The sequence below is a fragment of the Kribbella polygonati genome, from assembly GCF_050320105.1.
Classification (GTDB): Bacteria; Actinomycetota; Actinomycetes; order Propionibacteriales; family Kribbellaceae; genus Kribbella.
The window spans coordinates 1,717,360-1,737,118 of the sequence record NZ_CP190129.1 but is presented as its reverse complement, the minus strand read 5'-3'; the positions used below and the strand labels follow the sequence as shown (position 1 = coordinate 1,737,118).

The following is a 19,759-nucleotide window of genomic DNA, read 5'->3' as shown; positions in this document are numbered from 1 at the left end:
GGATGCTCGTCATTTCGCCCAGGCCTCCGTCCAGCCGGCGTCCTTGGCCTGTTCCTTGACCGCGGCGGTCCAGTCCTCCTTGAGCTTCTGCATCGTCTCGGACTCGCTCTTGGTGCCGAGCAGATAGCCGTCGTACACGGGCTTCCCGGCCAGCGCCTTCGGCCGGAGGTCGAGCCCCATCACCCGCGGCGGGTGGTTGAACCACTCCCCGCTCATCAGCCCCTGCAACCCGGGCGCCGCCTTGCCGTCCTTGGTCGCCGGGATGCCGCCCGACTTGTCCAGCCAGGCCTGTCCGCCCTGCGTACTACTCGCGAACTGCAGGAACTTGACCGCGGCGTCGAGCTGCTTGCCCTTGGTCGTCGACGGGATCATGTACGACGTCCCGCCGGCCTCCGCGCCGAACCGGGCCGGTGTACCGTCCGACACCGAGCTGTCCGCGGCCGTGATGGTCGGGAACGGCATCGTGCTGTGCTTCCAGGTCACCTGGTCCAGGCTGGAGTCGGCAAAGTTCGTGCCCCACGCGATCGCGGCCTTCCCGCCGACGAAGTCGTTGCCCCCGACGAACGACGCGCCACCGGCGATACCGGACCAGTTCGGCGTCGCGCACGCGTCGAACAGCTTCTTGATCAGCCGCAGCCCCTCGGCCACCTCCGGCGTCGAGGTCGGGTCCAGCTCACCGGTCAGGATCGCGTGCGCGACCGACTTCGCCGTCAGCTGCGCGGCCTTACCCGGCTTGCCGTCGGCGTCGAACTGGTTCCACTTCGTGTAGTACTTGTCCATCAACATGCCCATCACGACGTTGTACGTCCAGCCCTGGCCGAGCCAGCCGTTGTCCATCGCGAGCGGTGCGTACCCGGCCGCCTTCAGCTTCGGGCAGGCCGCCAGGAAGTCGCCGTACGTCGTGAGCGGTGCCTGTACGCCGGCCTTCGCGAAGGCGTCGACGTTGTAGTAGAGGCCGATCGTCACCAGGTTGAACGGCACCCACTCGTAGTGCCCGGCAGCGTTGCGCACCTTGCCGGACTTCGGCCCGAACTGGTCCGGGTTGAAGATGTCGATCCAGTGCTGGTTGCCGGGGACGTACGGGTTCGGCTTGGCCAGGTAGTCGTCCAGGGCAACGACCTGGTCCGGCTGGTGCGGCGCCTGGTTGAAGACCAGCTCCGGCGCTGTGCCGGCGGTCAGCTGAGTGGACAGGGTCTGGACGAAGTCCGGGATCGGCAGCACGGTCGTCTCGACCTTGATCCCGGGTTCCTTCTCCTCGAACCGCTTGACCAGGTCCTCCCAGGCCGGTCCGAAGCTCTTCGGGTCGGAGTTCCACTGGTTCGGCCCGGCGATCGTGATCGTCACCTGGTCACCGGACCCGGCCCCCGAGCCGTTACAGGCGGCTGTCAGTGCCAGCAGCCCTGCCAACGCGATGCACGACAGCGCGCGGGCAGCGCGATGCGGTCTCGCCATCGAGATTTCCCTTCTGGAGGTGGGGTTTCAGTGACTGCCCGGAAGACCGCCTTGGACTCCGGCCAGGAAGTGCTTGGACAGCAGCACGAACAGCACGAGCAGCGGCAGGCTCGCCAGCATGTAGCCGGCGAACATCGGGCCGTACGCCGTACCCGTCTGGCCGTGGAAGAACAGCAACCCGACCGACACCGTGCGGTACTGGTCCTTGGTGATCGTCAGCAACGGCCAGAAGAAGTCGTTCCAGACGCCGTTCACGGTCACCAGCGCGACCGTTCCGATCACCGGCATCGAGAGCGGCAGCATGATCGAGGTGAACATCCGCACTCCCCCGGCTCCGTCGGTCCGGGCCGCGTCGAACAGGGACTGCGGGATGCCCTCGACGAACGTCTTCATCAGGATCGTGCCGAGCACGACGCCGCCCGCGAGGTGCGGGATCACCAGTACGGCGTACGTGTTCAGCAGGCCGAAGTCGCGCATCATCACGAACAGCGGGATCAGGCTCGAGATGCTCGGCACCATCATCAGCGCGGCGATCATCGCGAACAGGAACCGCCGGCCGGGGAACGAGTACCGGGCGAGCACGAAGCCGGCCACCGACGAGAGCAGCAGGATGCCGACGATCGCCGCTGCCGCGACCAGGAGCGAGGTGAGCAGATACGGGCTGATCTGCTGCCAGGCGGCCGAGTAGTTCTCCAGGTGCAGCGGCCAGGACGGCAACCAGTAGCTCGTCGCGAACTGCAGGTTGTCCTTGACCGACGTACCCAGCATGAAGACGTACGGCCCGAGACTGAGCAGCACCAGGATCGTGAGGCCGGCGATCACGCCGGCCTGGCCGCGCTTCCGGCGCGTCCGGTGGACCGTCCGGCGCCGGGTCGCTCGGGTGTCGAACATGGTCACATCCCCTTCGCGTCGGACAGGCCGCTGCTCCGGCGGCGGACGAAGACGATCACGCACGACAGCACGAGCGTGATCACGAACATCGTGGTGGACAGCGCCGCCGCGTAACCCCAGTCGCCGCCCTGGTACGCGACGTCGAGCATCCGCAGCACCGGCACCGTCGTCGCGCCGTCCGGACCACCCGAGGTCACGATGTACGCCAGGAAGCCGTACTGCAGCGTGGCGACGACCGCGAGGAAGAACAGCAGCTTGATCTGGGCCGCCAGCAACGGCAGGTCGATCGCCCAGACCCGGCGGAGCCGGCTGACACCGTCGAGTTCGGCGGCCTCGAAGACCTCGGCCGGGATGTTGCTGAGGCTCGAGTAGATGATCAGGAACGGCAGCCCGGCAACGAACGGGAAGCCGATGAACAGCAGGCTGATCAGTGCGAGGTCCGGGTTGCCGACCCAGTTCTGCCGCAGTCCGGGCAGGCCGACCGCGCTGAGAGCCTGGTTGATGACGCCCTGGTTCGGGTGGTACATGAACGACCACACCAGCGCGGTCACCACGCCGGGGAACGCCATCGGCACGATCAGCAGGGTGCGGTAGACGAACTGCAGTCTGCGGTTCCGCAGCGAGATCAGCAACTCCGCGGCGAGCAGCGGGATCGCCCACATCACCACGCCGAAGACGAAGATCAGCCCGAGGTTGCGGAACGAGCTCCACCAGAGGTCGTCGTGCAGCATCGTCCGGTAGTTGCCCAGGCCAACGAACGTCGAGTGGCCGGCCGGCTTCCAGTCGAAGAACGAGTGCCAGACGCCGCTCGCCGCCGGGTAGTACTGGAACACGAGCAGCGTGGCCAGCACCGGCAGCAGGGTCAGGTAGACCGCGAACGGCCACCGCCGCCGCCGTCGCGCCACGGTCGAGGCCACCGACATGAAGGGCTCCGTTCACCGAGTCGAAACGTTTCAGTGGAACTGTGGCGGAGCACTATCTGGCTGTCAAGGGCGTAAGTGCGAGGTGTCCAGGATCGGACGGCTCTCCGATTGTAATCGTTTCAGTGGCGACGCGAACTCGCCCGCACGATCAGCTCGGGCTGGATCTCGACGTGCCGCGGCGGCCCCGGCACCTTGGCCCGGGCCAGCTCCCGGACGAAGTCGACGGCGGCCCAGCCGAAGATGTCCCGCGGCCGCCGGACGGTCGACAGCGGTACGACGGACGACGACGCGAAGTCGATGTCGTCGTACCCGACGAGCGCGACGTCCTGCGGGATCCGCCAGCCGGCCGAGATCACCAGCGACTGCAGCAGCCCGACCGCGATCAGGTCGTTGATCGCGAAGACACCGTCGGGCCGGCGGCGCGCGGACCGGCGTACCAGCTCGTCGCCTGCGTCCCGGCCGGCCTCCACCGTGCGTTCCTTGGTGGGCACGATCTCCAGCGTCACGCCGCGCCGGCCGGCCGCCGCCTGCTCGGCGCCGAGGACGCGCTCCTGGATCTGCGGCAGCGTCGCCTCTCCCCCGATCACCGCGATCCGCTTGCACCCCTGCTCGATCAGGTGCTCGACCGCCCGGCGCGCACCGGTCACGTCGTCGATGGCGACCGACGCGAACCCGTCCCGATCGGCGCGGCCGTCCATCAGCACGGTCGGGACCCTGTGCCGGTCGAGCAGGTCGAGTACGTCGGGTGTCGCGCTGCCCGAGGCGAGGATCATCCCGTACACCTGCTTCTGGACGGCGAGGTCGACGTACCGCCGGTCCCGGTCGACGTCGCCGTGGCCGTACAGCAACATCAGGAACAGCCCGAAGTCGGTCGCGCGCTGCTCGATCACCTCGGCGACCTCACCGAAGAACGGGTTCCGCAGCTCCATGCTCAGCATCGCGAGCATCCGGCTGTGCCCGGCACGCAACTGCCGGGCCGCCTCGTTCCGGATGTAGCCGAGCTCGTCGATCGCCTTCTGGATCCGCCGCGCGGTCTCCGGCCCGACGCGCTCGGGGGCGTTCAGGTACGTCGACGCCGTACCGAGGGAAACCCCGGCTTCCCGCGCGACGTCGCGAATACTGGCTGGCACCGTCTCATCGTACGGTCTACGTCACGACGTACCCGAGCACCGACTCGAGCACGTAGCCCTCGCAGTTGCTCTGCACGGTGATCAGGTGGTCGTTGTCGGAGTCCCGCCGGCAGCGGTACAGCGGCTGGGTCCCGGCGACCTGGGTGGTGTACGCATAGCCGACCGGTCCCATCGGGAACTGGCCCTCGCAGTCGACCGCCCGGGTCAGGAATGTCTGGCTGCCCAGCTTGCACTCGTAGAGCATCACGGTGCCGGCGGCGGGCTGACGGAGGACCTTGTACGTCTGCTCCTGCGTGACACCGCTCGGCAGCAGCCGGGAGGAGGCGCGGTGTTTGTTCGCGGCTGCGTCGTACCCTCGGCGCAGCGTGATGTACGGCAGCGTCTCGAAGCCGCAGGACAGTTGGGCCGGTGTCAGGTCGTTGCGGTTGGCAAGCGCATACGTGGACCACGCGGGTTTCGCCGTACCGTCGGCTCGGTGCAGGCCGAGCGAGACGCCTTCGCCGGCGTTGTCCGACATCCGGTGGTAGATGTAGCTCTCGATGCCGGGAGTTCCCAGTACGTCGATGAACGACCGGCACACGCCGTCCGCCTGCGCCGCCTCGCTGGACGGGCTCGCCGAGTTCACGCCGTTCTCGGTGAGCTGGACCTCCCACGCCGACGGGGTGTTCGGGAACTGCTTGCGCAGCCAGCCGACCAGCACGCCGAGGTTGCCGAAGCTGACCCGCGGGTAGTCGTCGGCGCCGAAGTCGGGACGGGTGAGGTCCGGCGGGTAAGCGTGGTGGGCGACCCTCCAGGCGCGGGTGCCGAGCTTCGGTGCGAGGGCGGTCAGCATGGTCTGCTCGGACAGCACCGGACTGTTCGCCGCCGGCTGGTCGAACACGGTGCCGAAGCGGTGATCCAGCGAGATCAGCACCTTCGCGGTGGACTGCTGCGCGACGACCGCGTCGTACGCCGCGTTGTAGTTCTGCGCGTACGTGTCGATCCAGGCGTTCTGGTCACACGCGACCCCCTGACCGCAGCCGATGTCGAACCAGTCGTTGGAGTTCACCTCGTTGTGGATCACGAAGTCCGCGAGCCGGCCGTTCCCGTGCTGGCCGTCGTACCGCTGGGCCAGCATGCCGGCGAACCGCCCGTAGTCGGCCGCGTTGTCCGGCGCGCAGAAGATCTCGAAGCCTGGGTATGCCGGTGAGCAGGCGCGGTTCACCCGCGCCCAGGCGGGCACGCCGTACACGACCGCGGTGACGACGACGCCGAGGTCGGTGTACGCCTTGATCTCGGCGTCGGTGCGCGCGTCGACGGTGAAGCAGTGGTTGTCGAACTGCTGCTGACCGGCCGCACACGGTGGTGCGGTCACCGACGGCTCCCAGTTGGCCCAGACCATGTTCATCGCGACACCGCCGACGTTGTTCCCGGCCACCTCCGCCCGGTTCGGCCAGAAGTCGGGCTGCAGCCCCTTGATCCGGTAGTCGCTCCGAGTGGGGTACGGCAACGCGCTCGAGACGGCGGCCGGCGGGCCACCGGTGAACTGCAAGAGCGTGGAAAGAACCAGCAAACCTGAGAAGAACCTGCGTACCATCTGCACGGCAACCTCCTGGGGGCGGCGGAGCTGTCCAGACCATTAGCCACCCCGTTCACCCCTGGGCCCACCATCCTGACCGCCATCGGCCACGGCTGGGGTGCGGGGTTACAGTGGCAAAACCATGAACCTCGCGCTGTCGGTCCCCGGCTGCCTCACCCGCGAACAGCGGCACTGAGGTGTCGGACTTCCTGTCGCCCGGGCGCCTCTGGCTGCTCATTCTGATTCCGGCCGCCGTCGCGGTCTACCTGATCCTGCAGCGCCGGCGGAACGCGTACGCGCTGCGGTTCACCAACCTCGCGCTGCTGGACCGGGTCGCGCCGCGTCGTCCGCAGTGGCGCCGCCACCTCACGGTCGCGCTCGTACTGCTCGCCGCGACGTCGTCGGTGATCGCGTTCGCCCGCCCGAAGGCCGAGGTCAAGGTCCCCCGGGAACGCGCGACGATCGTGATGACCATCGACGTGTCGCTGTCGATGATGGCCACCGACATCGACCCGAGCCGGCTCGGCGCCGCGAAGAAGTCGGCCAAGCAGTTCGTCAACCAACTGCCGGCCAAGTTCAACATCGCGCTCGTCGCCTTCGCGGGTACGGCGACCATCGTCGTCCCGCCGACCACCGACCGGGCCGTCGTACTGCGGGCCATCGACGGCCTGCAGCTCGCCGAGTCGACCGGGACCGGCGAAGGCATCTTCGCCGCGCTCCAGGCGATCACCCAGGTACCGCCGGACCCCGACCACCCGAACCAACCGGCGCCCGCGCGGATCGTGCTGGAGTCCGACGGCAAGCGCACCGTCGGCCGCACCATCCAGGAAGCAGCCGCCGCGGCCAAGGCCAAGAACGTCCCGGTCTACACCCTGACGATCGGCACCCAGTCCGGCTTCATCGAGATGGACGGCATCCGCGAACGCGTACCACCCGACCCCGGCGAGATGCAGGAGATCGCCCGGATCACCGGCGGCAAGGCGTACAATGCCGAGTCCTCCGACCAGCTCGACAACGTCTACAAGGACATCGGCTCCTCCGTCGGCTACGACAAGCAGGACAAAGAGGTCACCTCCCGCTTCGCCGGCATCGCCATGCTCCTCACCTTCCTCGCCGGCGCCGCCTCAATCGCCACCGCCACCCGTTTCCCGTAACACCAGGCGGAAAAGCTGTTGCAGGGCCTGTCGGTGATCGCAATTCTGGACGGATGGACGAGGACTCGGCGTACGAGGTTCTCCGCCGGTCCGGGGTACTCGAGGGCCGCGGCGTGCGGTCGGTCGAGGTTCGTGACACCGGTGCGTTCAACTCCGACACGGCGCGGGTTCGCGTCAGCTTCCGGTCCGCGCCAGACGCACAGTTCGTGGTGAAGACGCCGGCCGGCAACGCGTGGAGCAGGGCCGCCGCGATCGACGAGGCGCGCTTCTACACCCTGGTCGCGACCTTGCCCGACCATCCTGCGGTGGTTCCGCGCTGCCTCGCCGCGGCGGGCGACGATGCGCCGTACGTCGTCCTCGAAGATCTGTCCGCGACGCACCAGCACCCGATCACCCGCGCCCAGACCATCCAACGGCCGAGCACCTTGCCCGCGCCCGAGGACCAACTCGCCGTCGTCGACACCCTCGCCCGGCTCCAGGCGTACTGGTGGGAGCACCCGCTCCAGGCCGCGGGAGCGCTCGAGTTCGGCTACTGGTCCGACGACAGCGAAGGCTTCGAGCGGTACGCGCAACGACGGCGAGCCTCGTGGCGCTCGGTTCTCGACCAGCATCGGTCGTGGCTCCCGAGCGACGTCGTCGACCTGTACGAGCGCACGTTCGACGGACTCGGGAACCACTGGAACACCTGGCTGCGACCCCGGATGGCCGATCGGCTCACCCTCGTGCACGGCGACGCGTACTTCTGCAACTACCTGTGCCCTCGCCCAGCCGGAGCGGGACGCGCGTACCTCATCGACTGGCAGAGCGCCTGCATCGACCTCGGCGCCCTCGACCTGGTGAACCTGATCGCAACCTTCTGGTCCCACGACCAGCGCGCCGAGTACGAGGTGCCGCTGCTGCGTGAGTTCCACCGGAGGCTCACCGGCTACGGCGTCACCGGATACTCGTTCGACGACCTCGTCCAGGATTACCGGCTCGGACTCATCTACTGGCTGCTGATGCCGGTCCAGGACGCGTATGACGGGTCGGCACGCGACTACTGGTGGCCAAAGATGCAGTGCCTGACCTCGGCCGCCGGCGACTGGAACTGCGCCGAGCTTCTGGTCACACGCTGATCTTGAACTTCGGTGACGTCGCCAGTTCGGCCAGTTGGTTGGTGGTAAAGATCGGTTGCGTCAGCGGCGATCGGGCGTCGTTGTCGGTCTTCTTGGTCTGTGCGACGTACACGACCGTGCCGTCGGGGTACCGGTACGCGGCCCACTGGTCGTAGCTGCTCTTGCCCTTCGTGGTCACCACACCGACCTTCTTGCCGGCGACGTCCACGACGGCGCAGGTGCCGGTGCCGCCCCAGAACTTCTGGGCCAGCTTGCACGGGGTCGTCGCCGGCTTCCCGTCCGGCGTGGTCGACATCGCCAGCAGCCCGCCGACCCGGTCGCCTTTCTGTACCGGGATGATGGCCTGGTACTCCCAGTAGTCCTGCTCGCCGTCGTTCGACGCGTACTGCGCCTGCGGCCACCGCATCCCCCGGCCGTCCGGGTATTTCAGGTTCGGAGCGGTGAACCCCGCCGGCACCGACGAGCTCAGCTCGTTCATCAGCGCCACGGCCCGGTCGGCGCGCGGGCCCGCACTCGCCGTACGGTCCGTCTGCCCCTCCGGCCACGGGTCACCCGACTTCCGCGTCGCGGGCGCCGACGGTGTCACGGTCGAGACCGCGGACGGCGTCTGGACCGGCGTCGTGGCCACCGGCCCCGTGCCTGCCACCATCGGGCTCGCCGGCCGGTTGCCGGCGTAGTGCACGACCAGCGCGGGACCGACGCCGACACCGACCGCCAGCGTGACGACCGCGGCACCGGTGAGCGTGATCCGGCGCCGCTTGAGCGCCCGGCGGCCCTGGTCGAGGGCAGTCGCAGGGTCCATCGACGGCGGCGGACTGGTCCGCACCATGAGGTCGTGCAGTGCCTCGCCGAGATCCTCTTCCTTCATCGCACTCTCTCCTCTGCAAGCAGGCCGCGCAGCGTCGCCAACCCACGCGCCGCCTGGCTCTTGACGTTTCCTGCCGAGCAGTCGAGCAACTCGGCCGTCTGCTCGACGGACTGGTCCTCCCAGTACCGCAGGACCAGAACGGCCCGCTGCCTCGGCGGCACCTTCGCGAGCGCCTCCAGCAGCACGAGCCGTTCGTCGGCCAGGCCGGACGCCGGCGCGGGCCGGTCGGTCTCCGTAGAGCCGACCGACTCGTGCCGGAACCATCCCCGGCGCCGCTCCGACAGGAACGTCCGGACGAGCGTCTGCCTGGTGTAGCTGTCCATCGCCTCGTGCCGCTGGATCCGGCGCCACACCAGGTAGATCTTCGTGAACGTCTGCTGAACCAGGTCCTCCGCCCGATGCCAGTCGCCGCACAGCAGGTACGCCGTACCGCGCATGGCGTCGGATCGCGCGGCGAAGTACGCCTCGAACGCGGCGTCCCGGTCACTCATCTGTCCTCCCGGTCCTCGATACCGGGTTAGACACGCCTACGAGTGCGAAGTTGGTTGCATCGGTGCCTCAGATCGGCAGCGGATCGTAGTTGGCGCCGAACGGAGCGTCCGGGCGGCTGAACTCGCCCAGCAGCGCCCGCCGCAGCGGCGTGGTGCGCTCGAGGAACTCGGGGTCGTTGCCGAACCGGTCGGCCGCGCGCACCCACGGCGGGCTGTAGACGTAGTGGGTCGTGAAGCGGTCGTAGTCGCCGTCGTGCCGGTAGGTCCGGTGCCAGACCCCGTTGTGGAACACCAGCGCCGCACCGGCCTCGGCGCACACGACGTGCCCGATCGCGATGTCGCCCTTGCTCTCCCGGATCGACGCCGGCAGCCCGACCCGCGAGCGGTGGCTGCCCGGGATCAGCTCCATGTTGCCCATCCCCGGCGTGGTCTGGTCGGTGAGCAGGTACGACACGCGCAACTGGATCAGCGGAACCGGGTAGCCCAGTTCCTTGAAGTCGAAGGCCGACGACCCGTCCTGATGCCAGCCACCGTTCCCCGCGTGCGCGGGCTGCATCGTGTTCCAGCCGGCCTGCAGCACGAACCGGTCACCGAGCAGCCCCTGAACCTTCGGCAGTACGTCGGGATGGTCGATGAGCCGCTCGAGCACCGGCTCGTTCTCGTACGTCCGCCCGATCTGCCCGAACTCGCGGTCCCGGTCCGCGTGCAGCCGCTGCGACACGTCGTACGCCTCAGCGGCCTCGTCCTTCGTCAGGACCCCGGGAATCAGGAAGTAGCCCCACGACTCGAAGATGAAGCGATCGGTCTCGGTCAACGCACCCTTGCCGACAACAGGATCGAGCATGTCTGTGCCCTCTTTTCGTGGTGAACCGCCGGTCACCCACCAATTCTGACGCCACCCGTGTACCGATAAACATCCCGACTCGCCACAACGGCACCCCGGACAAGCAGGGCGGCTTCAGCGGGGGTGGCGCCGGGGGGCGGGCGGGAGCGGGGGGAACGGGGTATGCGGCGCGAGTTGGTACCAGTACGCCGTGGTGGCGAGGTCGTCCTGGCGTTCGAAGAGGCCGTGGTCCCAGGCGCCGATCTGCTGGACCGTGACGGAGAGTCGTTCGGCGAAGTGGATCGGGTCCGGGAGGTGCCAGCGGTACAGGCCGTGCATCGGCAACGCCTCGGTCGAGAACGGCGAGGCGTTGGAACGGTCGCGGGTCGAGTGGAACGGATACCCGCAGTACGGCGCGTTGAACGTGATGATCTCCGGATCGGCTCGCAACTCGTCCTGGAAGGCCCAGGCACCACCGGCGTAGTCCTCGAGGCCTGTGCTGCACAGCGTCGGGAACTTGGCATCGCCGTCGACGTAGAACTTGACCTCGCCCTCGCCCCACCAGTACCGGTGCAGGGAGGTCAGCGCGAGGTAGGTGCCGACGTACGTACCGCGACCCGAGACGCCGTCGAGGATGACGTGATCGGTGCCGAGCGGGGCGGTGCCGTCGGAGTGCCGCCACTGGGCGTGGAAGTACGGCGTACCCGGATCGAGGTCGTCGCCGAGGGTGTAGTCGATCTGGAAGTACACACCCGACAGGTCGCCGGGGTGCTGATTCTCCAGCGTGATCCGGGCGCCGGCACGGAAAGGCATCGGGAAGTAGCAGTTCATGCCCCCGGTCGGCGCGACCACGATCGGAGCGGAGGTGACGAGCGCGCGGGTGCCGAATCCGTTGCAGAAGAAGTCGCCCAGTGGAACCTCGACAGCCGGCAGGTCCGAGCCGTCCCAGTAGGCGCGCAGCACCAGGTCCCGCAGCACGAACGGACCGTGCTGCGTGCGGTCGGGAACGGTGATCCAGATGTGCCGGATCACGCCCGGGCCCCCGATGTCGGCGAGGACGACCGTCTCACCCGCGGGCAGCACGACCGCGGGCGAACCTTTCCGGGACGGGCCGAGCGGAGACTCGGTCCGCGCGGCCGCGCCCGGAGCCCCGGTCCGGTTCTCGGCGTTGATCGACCGGCTCACGACGCCGTTGGGCAGGACAGGAACCTCGAAGGTCGGAAACAAAGGAGTCCTTTCGGGCTATTTGACGGCACCCGCGGTGACACCGCGGTTGAGGGTGCGCTGGAAGATCAGGAAGAACACCAGCGTCGGAAGCAGTGAGAGCAGGGACCCGGCGTTGAGTACGGTGATGTCGATCGAGTGCTGCCCACGCAGCGTCGACAGCGCGATCGGGACGGTCTGCGAGGACTGGTCGGCCAGCAGCACGACCGGGATGTAGAACTCGTTCCAGGTCCAGATGAAGAAGAACACCACCAGCACCGACAGGGTCGGCCGCAGGATCGGCAGGACGATCCGCCAGAGGATCTGCCGGCGGCCGGCGCCGTCGATCGCGGCCGCCTCGAGGATCTCCTTCGGCACCGTACCCATCACGCTGGCGAGCAGATAGGTGCCGAAGGCCCCTTGCAGTACGACGAACACGATGATGACCGACCACACCGTGTTGAAGGTGTGCGTCGCCTGGGCGCCGTAGAACAAGGGATAGATCAGCGCCTCGTGCGGCAGCATCGTGGACAGCAGCAGTACCGCGAGGATCAGCCCGCTGCCGCGGATCCGGCCGACCCCGATCGGATAGGCGCTGATCAGGCTGAGAGCAACTCCGCCGAACGCGACCACGGTCGAGATCAGGATCGAGTTCCACAACGCGACCGGGAAGTCGACCATCGACAGGTAGTTGCTGAACGCATCGAGGCTGAAACTGTGCGGCCACGCGATCGGTCCGCGACTCGAGTAGTCGTCGCCGGTCTTGAAGGCGTTCAGCACCATCAGCAGGAACGGCGACGACATCACCAGCGCCACCAGCCCGCCCGCGACGAGAACGGCCCAGGCCAGCGGGGAGCGAGTCCGGTTCACCACGTCACGCCCTCCGTTCCGACCGGCGCTGCCAGCCGAGCAGTACGGCGGCGACCCCGAAGATCACGATCGCCATCACGGTCGCGATCGTCGATCCGTACCCGACCTGCGACAGCTCGAAGAAGTTCCGGTAGGCGTAGTACGACGGAACCACGGTCGACCCCTCCGGACCGCCGCCGGTGAGGATCAGGATCGGCGCGAACACCTTCAGCGCGGCGACCGTCGCGGTCAGCACCACGATGAAGATCTCCGGCCGTACCGTCGGCAACGTGATCGCCCCGAACTGCCGCCACCACCCGGCCCCGTCGATCGCGGCGGCCTCGTAGAGCTCGGGATCCACCCGGGACAGCGCAGCCATGAAGATGACCAACGGATATCCGAGCTGCAGCCAGACCAGCATCAGCATCACCGAGTACAGCGCCAGGTCCGGACTGCCCAGCCAATCCGGCGGATCGCTCACCCCGACCGAGCGCAGGAACATGTTGATCGACCCACTGCCCGGATCGAGGATCCAGCTCCAGATGAACCCGGCGACCGCGATCGGAAGGATCTGCGGCAGGTAGTACGTCGCGCGCAGGAAACTCGCCGCTCGCGCTCCGAACCGCTTGCCCAGGTAGTCGACCAGCGTCGCGGCGAGCAGGATCCCGAGTCCCGTGGGTATCACCACGATCGCGACGATCATGAACGCCGAGTTCCGGAACGACAGCCAGAAGTTCGCGTCCTGCAACAGGTCGCTGTAGTTCCCCAGGCCGTTCCAGTGCAGCGGCGCGATCCCGCCCTTCCAGCGGAAGAAGCTGAGCACCACATTCGCCGCGAACGGTACGGCGACGACAGCGGTGAACCCGATGCCTATCGGCAGCAGGTACCACCAGTAGGCACGTCTCATCGCTTGGTGCCGTCGTCGTAGAACTTCTGCAACGCATCGAGGTACTGCGCCGAGGTCTCGTTCTTGTTCGACATCGCCTGCATGTGCGTCTGGATGAAGTCCAGGAAGCCCGGCACCGGATAGTCCGGGTAGAACGACAGCGTGTCGGCCTTCACCAGTTGGTCGAACCGCTCGGTGAACTGACGGGTGATCGGATCGGTGATCTGCGCGGTGTCTCCGGCCAGCGGCAGCCCGCCCTGCTGCCCGATGACGTTCTGCACCTCGGGGCTCAGCGTCGTGTTGATCCACTCGTACGCCAGGTCCTTGTGCTTCGCCTTCGCCGGCACGCCCCACAGGTGACCGGACGACCCCATCGACAGCTCCGCACCGGGAAGCGTGAAGTACCCCCAGTCGAACTTCGCGTCCTTCCGGATCCGGGCGAACTCACCGTTGTTCCAGATCAGCATCCCCGTCTTCCCGCTGAGGAAGTTGACCGTCGCCTGCTCGAAGGACAGTCCACCGAGCTTGTCCCCGACGTACCCCTTGTCGATCCACTGCTGGAACCGGTCCGCGCCTTCCTTCCACGGACCGCTGTGGAAGTCGACCGGCGCCTTCACGAACATGAAGTCGTCGATCTGCTTCCGGGTCGCCAGGGCCGACACCAGCGAGTACCAGATCCACATCTGGTTGAAGCCCTGGCTGGTGTTCGCCGAGCTCGAGATCGGGATCTGCCCGGCCGCCTTCAGCTTGTCCATCGCGGCCTCGAACTCCGCGAGCGACGACGGCAGCTTCGTGATTCCGGCCTGCTGGAACTTCGCCTTGTTGTAGTAGAACATCACGTACTCGCCGATATTCGGTACGCCGTACCAGTCGCCCGACCCGGCGTGCCCGTTGTCGTCGTACTTCGCGAACGCCGCCATCGACCCGGTGACCTTCTTGTCCCAGCCGTTCTTCGTCACCTGGTCGGTGAGCGGCTCGAGCAGCCCCTGCGCGGCCAGCTGACCGCCGTCGGCATTGCCTTTGTTGAACTCGACCACGTCCGGTACGTCGTTGCCGGACAGCGTGATCTTCGCGTTCTGGCGGAACGCGTCGAAGCTGGTCTGCTGGAACTCGACCTTCACGTCCGGGTGCTTGGCCCTGAAGATCTCCAGCGCCTTCTGCCAGCCCTGACCCTGCGCGGTCGACGGCGTCTCGTACTGCACAATCTTGAAGGTCTTGCCGGACTTCCCCGACGTACCGCCGCCGCAGGCCGTGAGGCTCGTCGTAGTGACGGCCGCGACGACGGCCGCCGTGAACGTTCTGCGCGAGATTGATGGCATCACTGGCTCCTTGAACTGTGGAAAGGCGTGACTGATCGCCCTGCGGCCACGCGGGCTCGCAGGTGGTGGACGGGTGAGCTCAGACGGCGCCGGGAGCGGGCGGCGCGACCGACGTACGTTCGACGACCGGGCACGGCATCAGCCGGTGGGCCGGTCCCGTGCCGGTTTCCGGGTCCGTGTCGCCCCGGCTGCGGACGATCGCCTGTTCAGCGGCCCATTCGCCCATGGCGCGATGCGGAAGCTGGACAGTGGTCAGGCTGGGCAGCAGGCTTTCGGCAACGAACTGCTGGTTGTCGAAACCGACCACCGACAGGTCCCGCGGAATCTCCAGACCGAGCTGGTCGGCCACCTGGTAGAACCCCATCGCGATCCGGTCGGAGAAACAGAACACGGCCGTCGGGCGGTCCGGGCGGCGCAGCAGCTCCAGCGCCGGGCCACGTCCGGCCGGGGCGGTCGGGTCCGCGGCTTCGACGATCAGACTGGGGTCGACGCTGACGCCGTACGCGCCCAATGCCTTCTCGTACCCGGTGCGGCGCAGCTCACGGGCGACGAAGGTCGGATCGCCGATGTTGCAGAACGCGATCCGGCGATGGCCGGCCGCCAGCAGTCGCTCCGTCGCCGCCTGGGCGCCACCGACCTCGTCCGGCACCACCCAGTCCACCCCGGCCCGCGGATCCTTCGGCCGGCCGTCCAGGACGACGATCGGCAACGAGTTCGGGACCAGCGGGAGCTCGACGTCGCGATGGAACTCCGCGGCGATGATCAGGGCCTCGATGTTGCGCTGCAGCAGCGCGCGGGTCGCCGGTCCCTCGACCTCCGGGTGCCCGGCGGTGTCGATCAGCATCAGCAGGTACTCCTGCTCGGCCGCCGCGAGCTGCGCGCCGGCCAGCATCTGACCCGCGAACGGGATCGACGCGACACCGTCCGACACCAGCCCGATGGTGAGCGACTGCCGGGTCTTCAGACCCCGCGCGAGCAGGTTCGGCACGTAGCCCAGTTCGGCCGCGACCTCCTGGATCCGGAGCGCGACATCGGACCTGATCCGGCCCCGGGCGCGGTCGTTCAGCACCAACGACACCGCCGACACCGAGACGCCGACCTGCTCGGCGATGTCCCGCAAGGTCACCATGTCAACCATCCGTCAAACGATTGCCGTTCCTGACAAGTGGGAGCCTGATCCCGTCAAACGCGTTGACGCAAGCCCCGGATTCCGGGCCGCGCCGACGAGGTCTTCGAGGACCAGCGGCGGGCCCGCTACGTTGAAGACTCCATTCCTGACCCAGAAGGGACGCGAACATGTCCGCAATGGACGCAAAGCTGGACAAGGCGTACGAAGGTAAGGCGCTCGAGGAGCTTGCGAATGCTCCGGTGGCTGCTCTCCAGGGCGTGAGCGACAGTGACGCCGAGCACCTCAAAGCGGCGTTCAACATCGTCACGGTCCGGGACCTCGGCACCAACAAGTACTTCCTCTGGGCGCAGGCCATCGCCAAGCTCGCGGAGTAACGCAGACCGGTCGAGTACCTGCGTCGGGCGGTCGCGCCGGCCGCAGGTACCACCGGGTCTGCTCAGCGGGTTCTCAGCGGGAGCGTGAGTTCCGTCTCTGGACTTGTGAGGTCAGCCTTGCCTCACCTAATGTCCGAGCTGCACTTCCACCTTCCCGGAGAGTCTTGATGTCCAGCTCGCAGGTCGCGGTTCTCGGCGCAGTCGCCGGTCTCACCATCTATCTCGGTCTTCCGATCGGCCGGCTGCGCAATCCCGCGCCCCGGCTCAAGGCAGGGCTGAACGCGGTCGCGATCGGCATCCTGCTCTTCCTGCTCTGGGACGTGCTCGCGCACGCCTGGGAGCCGATCGACACCGCGCTCGCGGACAAGCACTGGGGTGCGACGCTCGGCAACGGCCTGGTCCTCGCCGCCGGGCTGGGGATCGGCCTGCTCGGGCTGGTGTATTACGACCGCTGGATGGCGCGGCGGCGTACGGCGCAGCCGAAAGCCGGCCCCGGTGCCGCCGCCACTGGCGATCCCGCGCTGAAGCCGCACGCGGCCTCGGCCGCAGCCGGCCTGGCCACGATGATCGCCACCGGGATCGGCCTGCACAACTTCGCCGAGGGCCTCGCGATCGGCAACTCCGCGGCGACCGGCGAGATGTCGCTCGCCGTCCTGCTGATCATCGGATTCGCCCTGCACAACGCCACCGAGGGATTCGGCATCGTCGCACCGCTGGCGGCCGCGGGCGAGCGGCCGTCCTGGGTCACGCTCGCGCTGCTCGGCCTGATCGGCGGCGGGCCGACGTTCGTCGGAACCCTGGTCGGGCAGCGGTTCGTCAACGACACACTGTCGGTGGCGTTCCTCGGTCTCGCCGCCGGTTCGATCCTGTACGTCGTCATCGAACTCCTCGCGGTCGCCCGCAAGGCCGGTCTCAAGGAGCTCACCACCTGGTGCATCCTGCTCGGCCTGCTGGCCGGCTTCGCCACCGACGCCGTCGTCACCGCTGCAGGGGCCTGAGCAACAGGTACAGTCCAGGCATGTCGCAGCCCTGGCCGAACCCATCTCCGACGCCTTCGGGCCAACCGCGGCGGACCGGGATGACGAGCCTCGTCGTCGGTGGTGTGGTGCTCGCGCTCGCGTTCGTGATCATGGTGATGCCGTACGGGCTCTTCGTCCTCGGCGGTGGTGGGGACACCGAGTCGTTCGGCGAACTGGTCCGCGGGTTTCTCGTCACCGGGTCCGTCGTCGGCGCGATCGGCCTCGTCCCGCTCCTGGCCGGAATCGTCATGACCATCGCCGCCGACCGCCGCCAGGTCAGACCCTGACGGTCTGCCGGTACTGCGACGGCGACTGGCCGGTCTGGCTGCTGAACACGCGACTGAGGTAGAACGCGCTTCGGTACCCGCAGCGCTCGGCGATGCTCTGGAGGGTGTCGTCGGTCTCCGTGAGGAGCTCGCGGGCCCTTCGCAGGCGAGTACGGCGCAGATAGTTGGCCGGCGTGACGCCGTGGGCCGCCTTGAAGCGGCGCGAGAGCTGGCCAGGGCTGATGCCCAGCTGATCGGCGAGGTCCGCGAGAGACAGGTCCGGTGACGCGAAGTGGTCGTGGAGGTAGGCCGTTGCCTCCAGCACCAACTTGTCACCGGGGCGATGGCTGCGGGACGCCAGCAGGACGAGGTCGGTGACCACGTGGGTCGCGATCAGCTCGGCGTGATTGTCGTCGAGCATGGCCAGGTCCGCGCGGAGGCGGTCCAGATCCAGTAGCCGAGTCAGACCGGTCGGCGGCTCGAGTTCGGTGCTGAAACGTGCATGGAAGAAGGCGGTCGGGCGCTGCATCCGGCGCCACAGCACACCGCCCGGCGGGCAGATCACGATGTCGCCGAACTTCGCGACACCCCCCGGTACGCCGCTGACCTCGAAGGCGAACGCGCCGTTCCTGGGCAGCAGCAGGCTCCACGTCTCGTACGTGTCGACGGCGAGGCTGAACTGCTCCCGGCGTGGCGCGAGCAGATAGCCGTCGAGCGTGAGCATGGCAAAAAAGTACATGCACATGCTCAGAATCGCTATGTTGTTGAGACAGACCGAGCGGCAGAGTGCATGCCATGGTCGATGTCTGTGTGTACGGCGGTACGCCCGCCGGTTGTGTCGCCGCGATGACCGCGCAGCAGGAAGGCGCGTCCGTCGTACTGATCGAACCGGGCCGGTCGCTCGGCGGCATGCTCAGCGCGGGCATCAAGCCGCGCCAGGACTGCCCGCTGCCGGCGGCCGTCGGCGGGTTGACGAGGGACGCCGTCTTCGGCTTCGGCGACCACCCGGCCGACGTACAGCGTGCCTTCCACGAGTGGACCGCGGGGATCGACGTCCACTTCGAGCGTCGCGTCCGCTCGGTCACCCGCGACGGCAACCGCATCACCGCGATCCAGCTGGAGACCTCGACGCCGGACCGGTGGGGCGTCCCGCTGCCGGCCAGCGAGTCGGTCCAGGACATCGACGTACGGGCGGACGTCTTCATCGACGCGTCGTACGAGGGCGACCTGATGGCGCTGGCCGGGGTCCCGTACCGCACCGGGCGTGAGTCGCGGGACGACTTCGGCGAGGACCTCGCCGGCGTCCGGCCCGTCACCAACTGGACTCCGATCGACCCGTACGTCGCGCCCGGTGAGATCCTCCCGCTCCTCGACGCGGACCACCGCCGGCCGGTCGGCGCCGCGGACGACTACGCCCAGGCGTACAACTTCCGCTTCTACGTCACGACCGACCCCGCCACCCGCGCGCCGATCACCCCGCCCGACAACTACTCACCCAACGACTACGAGCTGGTACGGCGGTACGTCGCGCACCTCGGGCCTGACCTCGAGGCGCTGCGCGGGATCTTCCCCGGCTGGCTCAACTCGGGCGAGTACAACTACCAGCGGGCCTCCCTGGTCACCAACGCCCCGCTCGGGGTGAGCCGCGCGTACCAGGACGGCGACTGGGAGACCCGGGCGCGGGTCTGGCGTCAGCACATCGACTACCTGCGCGGGCTGCACCACTTCCTCTCGACGGATCCCGGCGTACCGGCGGAGTTCCGCGCGGAGACCGCGGCGTACGGGCTCGACGCGAGCGTGTTCCCGGACACCGACGGGTGGCCGCCGCAGCTGTACGTGCGGGTCGCCCGGCGGCTCGACGGCGTCTACACCGTCACCCAGGCGGACGTCGCCAACCTTCACGATCCTGACGACAGCATCGGGCTCGCGCTGTTCGGTGTCGACGTCTATCCGGTACGCCGGATTCCCGCGGCCGGCCCCACCGGGCAGCTCGGTGTGGCGACCGAGGGCGACATGTTCATCGGCGGCCATCTCGGCACCGGCCGGCCGTACCCCGTCCCCTACCGGGCCGTCACGCCGAAGCGGGGCGACTGCGGGAACCTGCTCGTCCCGGTCTGCCTGTCCGCGACGCACATCGGGTACGCCGCGACGCGGATGGAGCCGGTGTTCTGCGTGCTGGCCGAGTCCGCGGCGGTCGCGGCGGTGCAGGCCGTCCGGGCCGGGTGCGCCGTACAGGATGTCGACGTTCCGGCGTTGCGGAGGCGGCTCGTCGAGCGGGGCCAGGTCCTCGGTTGGGATGTCGCGTGAGG

At 68.2% G+C, this 19,759-nt stretch carries 20 protein-coding genes; 6 read left to right on the top strand and 14 right to left on the bottom strand.

Features of this window, described 5'->3' with window-relative positions; genetic code table 11:
- Nucleotides 1-9: 9 nt before the first annotated feature.
- The 5 genes from ACQHIV_RS08150 to ACQHIV_RS08130 all read right to left on the bottom strand — a co-directional run bounded on the left by ACQHIV_RS08150 (nucleotide 10) and on the right by ACQHIV_RS08130 (nucleotide 5,972).
- On the bottom strand, nucleotides 10-1,452 hold the full coding sequence (locus tag ACQHIV_RS08150) for an ABC transporter substrate-binding protein (protein WP_427892859.1): 1,443 nt from the start codon (nucleotides 1,450-1,452) through the stop codon (nucleotides 10-12).
- A gap of 27 nt (nucleotides 1,453-1,479) precedes the next feature.
- Nucleotides 1,480-2,343 (bottom strand): carbohydrate ABC transporter permease, encoded by an 864-nt coding sequence (locus ACQHIV_RS08145; RefSeq protein ID WP_427892858.1) that lies wholly within the window; start codon nucleotides 2,341-2,343, stop codon nucleotides 1,480-1,482.
- A gap of 2 nt (nucleotides 2,344-2,345) precedes the next feature.
- On the bottom strand, nucleotides 2,346-3,266 hold the full coding sequence (locus ACQHIV_RS08140; protein WP_427892857.1) for a carbohydrate ABC transporter permease: 921 nt from the start codon (nucleotides 3,264-3,266) through the stop codon (nucleotides 2,346-2,348).
- 119 nt (nucleotides 3,267-3,385) lie between these two features.
- Nucleotides 3,386-4,396, bottom strand: a complete 1,011-nt coding sequence (locus ACQHIV_RS08135; protein WP_427892856.1) for a LacI family DNA-binding transcriptional regulator — start codon at nucleotides 4,394-4,396, stop codon at nucleotides 3,386-3,388.
- A gap of 16 nt (nucleotides 4,397-4,412) precedes the next feature.
- Nucleotides 4,413-5,972, bottom strand: a complete 1,560-nt coding sequence (locus ACQHIV_RS08130; protein WP_427896429.1) for a DUF5722 domain-containing protein — start codon at nucleotides 5,970-5,972, stop codon at nucleotides 4,413-4,415.
- A 179-nt stretch (nucleotides 5,973-6,151) separates the two neighbouring features.
- Between ACQHIV_RS08130 and ACQHIV_RS08125 the strand changes: the two genes are divergently transcribed.
- A complete protein-coding gene (locus ACQHIV_RS08125) occupies nucleotides 6,152-7,108 on the top strand; it encodes a VWA domain-containing protein (RefSeq protein WP_427892855.1) in 957 nt (318 codons plus the stop codon).
- A gap of 53 nt (nucleotides 7,109-7,161) precedes the next feature.
- On the top strand, nucleotides 7,162-8,223 hold the full coding sequence (locus ACQHIV_RS08120) for a phosphotransferase family protein (protein ID WP_427892854.1): 1,062 nt from the start codon (nucleotides 7,162-7,164) through the stop codon (nucleotides 8,221-8,223).
- Here ACQHIV_RS08120 and ACQHIV_RS08115 read toward each other — a convergent pair.
- The 8 genes from ACQHIV_RS08115 to ACQHIV_RS08080 all read right to left on the bottom strand — a co-directional run bounded on the left by ACQHIV_RS08115 (nucleotide 8,213) and on the right by ACQHIV_RS08080 (nucleotide 15,791).
- Complete coding sequence (locus ACQHIV_RS08115; protein ID WP_427892853.1) at nucleotides 8,213-9,091, bottom strand: hypothetical protein; 879 nt, start codon at nucleotides 9,089-9,091, stop codon at nucleotides 8,213-8,215. The genes ACQHIV_RS08120 and ACQHIV_RS08115 overlap by 11 nt on opposite strands.
- Nucleotides 9,088-9,582 (bottom strand): SigE family RNA polymerase sigma factor, encoded by a 495-nt coding sequence (locus tag ACQHIV_RS08110; protein WP_427892852.1) that lies wholly within the window; start codon nucleotides 9,580-9,582, stop codon nucleotides 9,088-9,090. Before ACQHIV_RS08110 ends, ACQHIV_RS08115 begins: the two co-directional genes overlap by 4 nt.
- Nucleotides 9,583-9,649: 67 nt before the next feature.
- On the bottom strand, nucleotides 9,650-10,426 hold the full coding sequence (locus ACQHIV_RS08105; protein WP_427892851.1) for a phytanoyl-CoA dioxygenase family protein: 777 nt from the start codon (nucleotides 10,424-10,426) through the stop codon (nucleotides 9,650-9,652).
- Between the two features lie 114 nt (nucleotides 10,427-10,540).
- Entirely contained in the window at nucleotides 10,541-11,632 is a 1,092-nt protein-coding gene (locus tag ACQHIV_RS08100) for a glycoside hydrolase family 172 protein (RefSeq protein ID WP_427892850.1), read from the bottom strand.
- 15 nt (nucleotides 11,633-11,647) lie between these two features.
- The gene (locus ACQHIV_RS08095) at nucleotides 11,648-12,481 is read right to left on the bottom strand and encodes a carbohydrate ABC transporter permease (protein WP_427892849.1); all 834 of its coding nucleotides are present in this window, start codon (nucleotides 12,479-12,481) and stop codon (nucleotides 11,648-11,650) included.
- Between the two features lies 1 nt (nucleotide 12,482).
- Complete coding sequence (locus tag ACQHIV_RS08090; RefSeq protein WP_427892848.1) at nucleotides 12,483-13,364, bottom strand: carbohydrate ABC transporter permease; 882 nt, start codon at nucleotides 13,362-13,364, stop codon at nucleotides 12,483-12,485.
- Nucleotides 13,361-14,662 (bottom strand): ABC transporter substrate-binding protein, encoded by a 1,302-nt coding sequence (locus ACQHIV_RS08085; RefSeq protein WP_427892847.1) that lies wholly within the window; start codon nucleotides 14,660-14,662, stop codon nucleotides 13,361-13,363. Before ACQHIV_RS08085 ends, ACQHIV_RS08090 begins: the two co-directional genes overlap by 4 nt.
- Before the next feature lie 79 nt (nucleotides 14,663-14,741).
- Nucleotides 14,742-15,791, bottom strand: a complete 1,050-nt coding sequence (locus ACQHIV_RS08080) for a LacI family DNA-binding transcriptional regulator (protein ID WP_427892846.1) — start codon at nucleotides 15,789-15,791, stop codon at nucleotides 14,742-14,744.
- A gap of 176 nt (nucleotides 15,792-15,967) precedes the next feature.
- Between ACQHIV_RS08080 and ACQHIV_RS08075 the strand changes: the two genes are divergently transcribed.
- The 3 genes from ACQHIV_RS08075 (at nucleotide 15,968) to ACQHIV_RS08065 (ending at nucleotide 17,471) form a co-directional block, all read left to right on the top strand.
- Nucleotides 15,968-16,165, top strand: a complete 198-nt coding sequence (locus ACQHIV_RS08075; RefSeq protein WP_427892845.1) for a hypothetical protein — start codon at nucleotides 15,968-15,970, stop codon at nucleotides 16,163-16,165.
- Nucleotides 16,166-16,332: 167 nt separating this feature from the next.
- On the top strand, nucleotides 16,333-17,163 hold the full coding sequence (locus ACQHIV_RS08070; RefSeq protein ID WP_427892844.1) for a ZIP family metal transporter: 831 nt from the start codon (nucleotides 16,333-16,335) through the stop codon (nucleotides 17,161-17,163).
- A 20-nt stretch (nucleotides 17,164-17,183) separates the two neighbouring features.
- Nucleotides 17,184-17,471 carry a hypothetical protein gene (locus tag ACQHIV_RS08065; RefSeq protein ID WP_427892843.1) on the top strand — a complete coding sequence of 96 codons (288 nt, stop codon included), beginning with the start codon at nucleotides 17,184-17,186 and terminating at the stop codon, nucleotides 17,469-17,471.
- Here ACQHIV_RS08065 and ACQHIV_RS08060 read toward each other — a convergent pair.
- Complete coding sequence (locus ACQHIV_RS08060) at nucleotides 17,461-18,174, bottom strand: helix-turn-helix domain-containing protein (protein WP_427892842.1); 714 nt, start codon at nucleotides 18,172-18,174, stop codon at nucleotides 17,461-17,463. The genes ACQHIV_RS08065 and ACQHIV_RS08060 overlap by 11 nt on opposite strands.
- Nucleotides 18,175-18,245: 71 nt before the next feature.
- Between ACQHIV_RS08060 and ACQHIV_RS08055 the strand changes: the two genes are divergently transcribed.
- The gene (locus ACQHIV_RS08055) at nucleotides 18,246-19,757 is read left to right on the top strand and encodes an FAD-dependent oxidoreductase (RefSeq protein WP_427892841.1); all 1,512 of its coding nucleotides are present in this window, start codon (nucleotides 18,246-18,248) and stop codon (nucleotides 19,755-19,757) included.
- Nucleotides 19,758-19,759: the final 2 nt, after the last annotated feature.

Excerpts from the sequence above, each read along its gene's own strand:
- ACQHIV_RS08150 (WP_427892859.1), bottom strand. The coding sequence starts at position 1,452 with ATGGCGAGACCGCATCGCGCTGCCCGCGCGCTGTCGTGCATCGCGTTG.
- ACQHIV_RS08085 (WP_427892847.1), bottom strand. The coding sequence starts at position 14,662 with ATGCCATCAATCTCGCGCAGAACGTTCACGGCGGCCGTCGTCGCGGCC.
- ACQHIV_RS08070 (WP_427892844.1), top strand. The coding sequence starts at position 16,333 with ATGTCCAGCTCGCAGGTCGCGGTTCTCGGCGCAGTCGCCGGTCTCACC.
- ACQHIV_RS08105 (WP_427892851.1), bottom strand. The coding sequence starts at position 10,426 with ATGCTCGATCCTGTTGTCGGCAAGGGTGCGTTGACCGAGACCGATCGC.
- ACQHIV_RS08075 (WP_427892845.1), top strand. The coding sequence starts at position 15,968 with ATGGACGCAAAGCTGGACAAGGCGTACGAAGGTAAGGCGCTCGAGGAG.
- ACQHIV_RS08120 (WP_427892854.1), top strand. The coding sequence starts at position 7,162 with ATGGACGAGGACTCGGCGTACGAGGTTCTCCGCCGGTCCGGGGTACTC.
- ACQHIV_RS08115 (WP_427892853.1), bottom strand. The coding sequence starts at position 9,091 with ATGAAGGAAGAGGATCTCGGCGAGGCACTGCACGACCTCATGGTGCGG.
- ACQHIV_RS08130 (WP_427896429.1), bottom strand. The coding sequence starts at position 5,972 with ATGGTACGCAGGTTCTTCTCAGGTTTGCTGGTTCTTTCCACGCTCTTG.
- ACQHIV_RS08060 (WP_427892842.1), bottom strand. The coding sequence starts at position 18,174 with ATGCTCACGCTCGACGGCTATCTGCTCGCGCCACGCCGGGAGCAGTTC.
- ACQHIV_RS08110 (WP_427892852.1), bottom strand. The coding sequence starts at position 9,582 with ATGAGTGACCGGGACGCCGCGTTCGAGGCGTACTTCGCCGCGCGATCC.
- ACQHIV_RS08055 (WP_427892841.1), top strand. The coding sequence starts at position 18,246 with ATGGTCGATGTCTGTGTGTACGGCGGTACGCCCGCCGGTTGTGTCGCC.
- ACQHIV_RS08090 (WP_427892848.1), bottom strand. The coding sequence starts at position 13,364 with ATGAGACGTGCCTACTGGTGGTACCTGCTGCCGATAGGCATCGGGTTC.
- ACQHIV_RS08145 (WP_427892858.1), bottom strand. The coding sequence starts at position 2,343 with ATGTTCGACACCCGAGCGACCCGGCGCCGGACGGTCCACCGGACGCGC.
- ACQHIV_RS08140 (WP_427892857.1), bottom strand. The coding sequence starts at position 3,266 with ATGTCGGTGGCCTCGACCGTGGCGCGACGGCGGCGGCGGTGGCCGTTC.
- ACQHIV_RS08065 (WP_427892843.1), top strand. The coding sequence starts at position 17,184 with ATGTCGCAGCCCTGGCCGAACCCATCTCCGACGCCTTCGGGCCAACCG.
- ACQHIV_RS08080 (WP_427892846.1), bottom strand. The coding sequence starts at position 15,791 with ATGGTGACCTTGCGGGACATCGCCGAGCAGGTCGGCGTCTCGGTGTCG.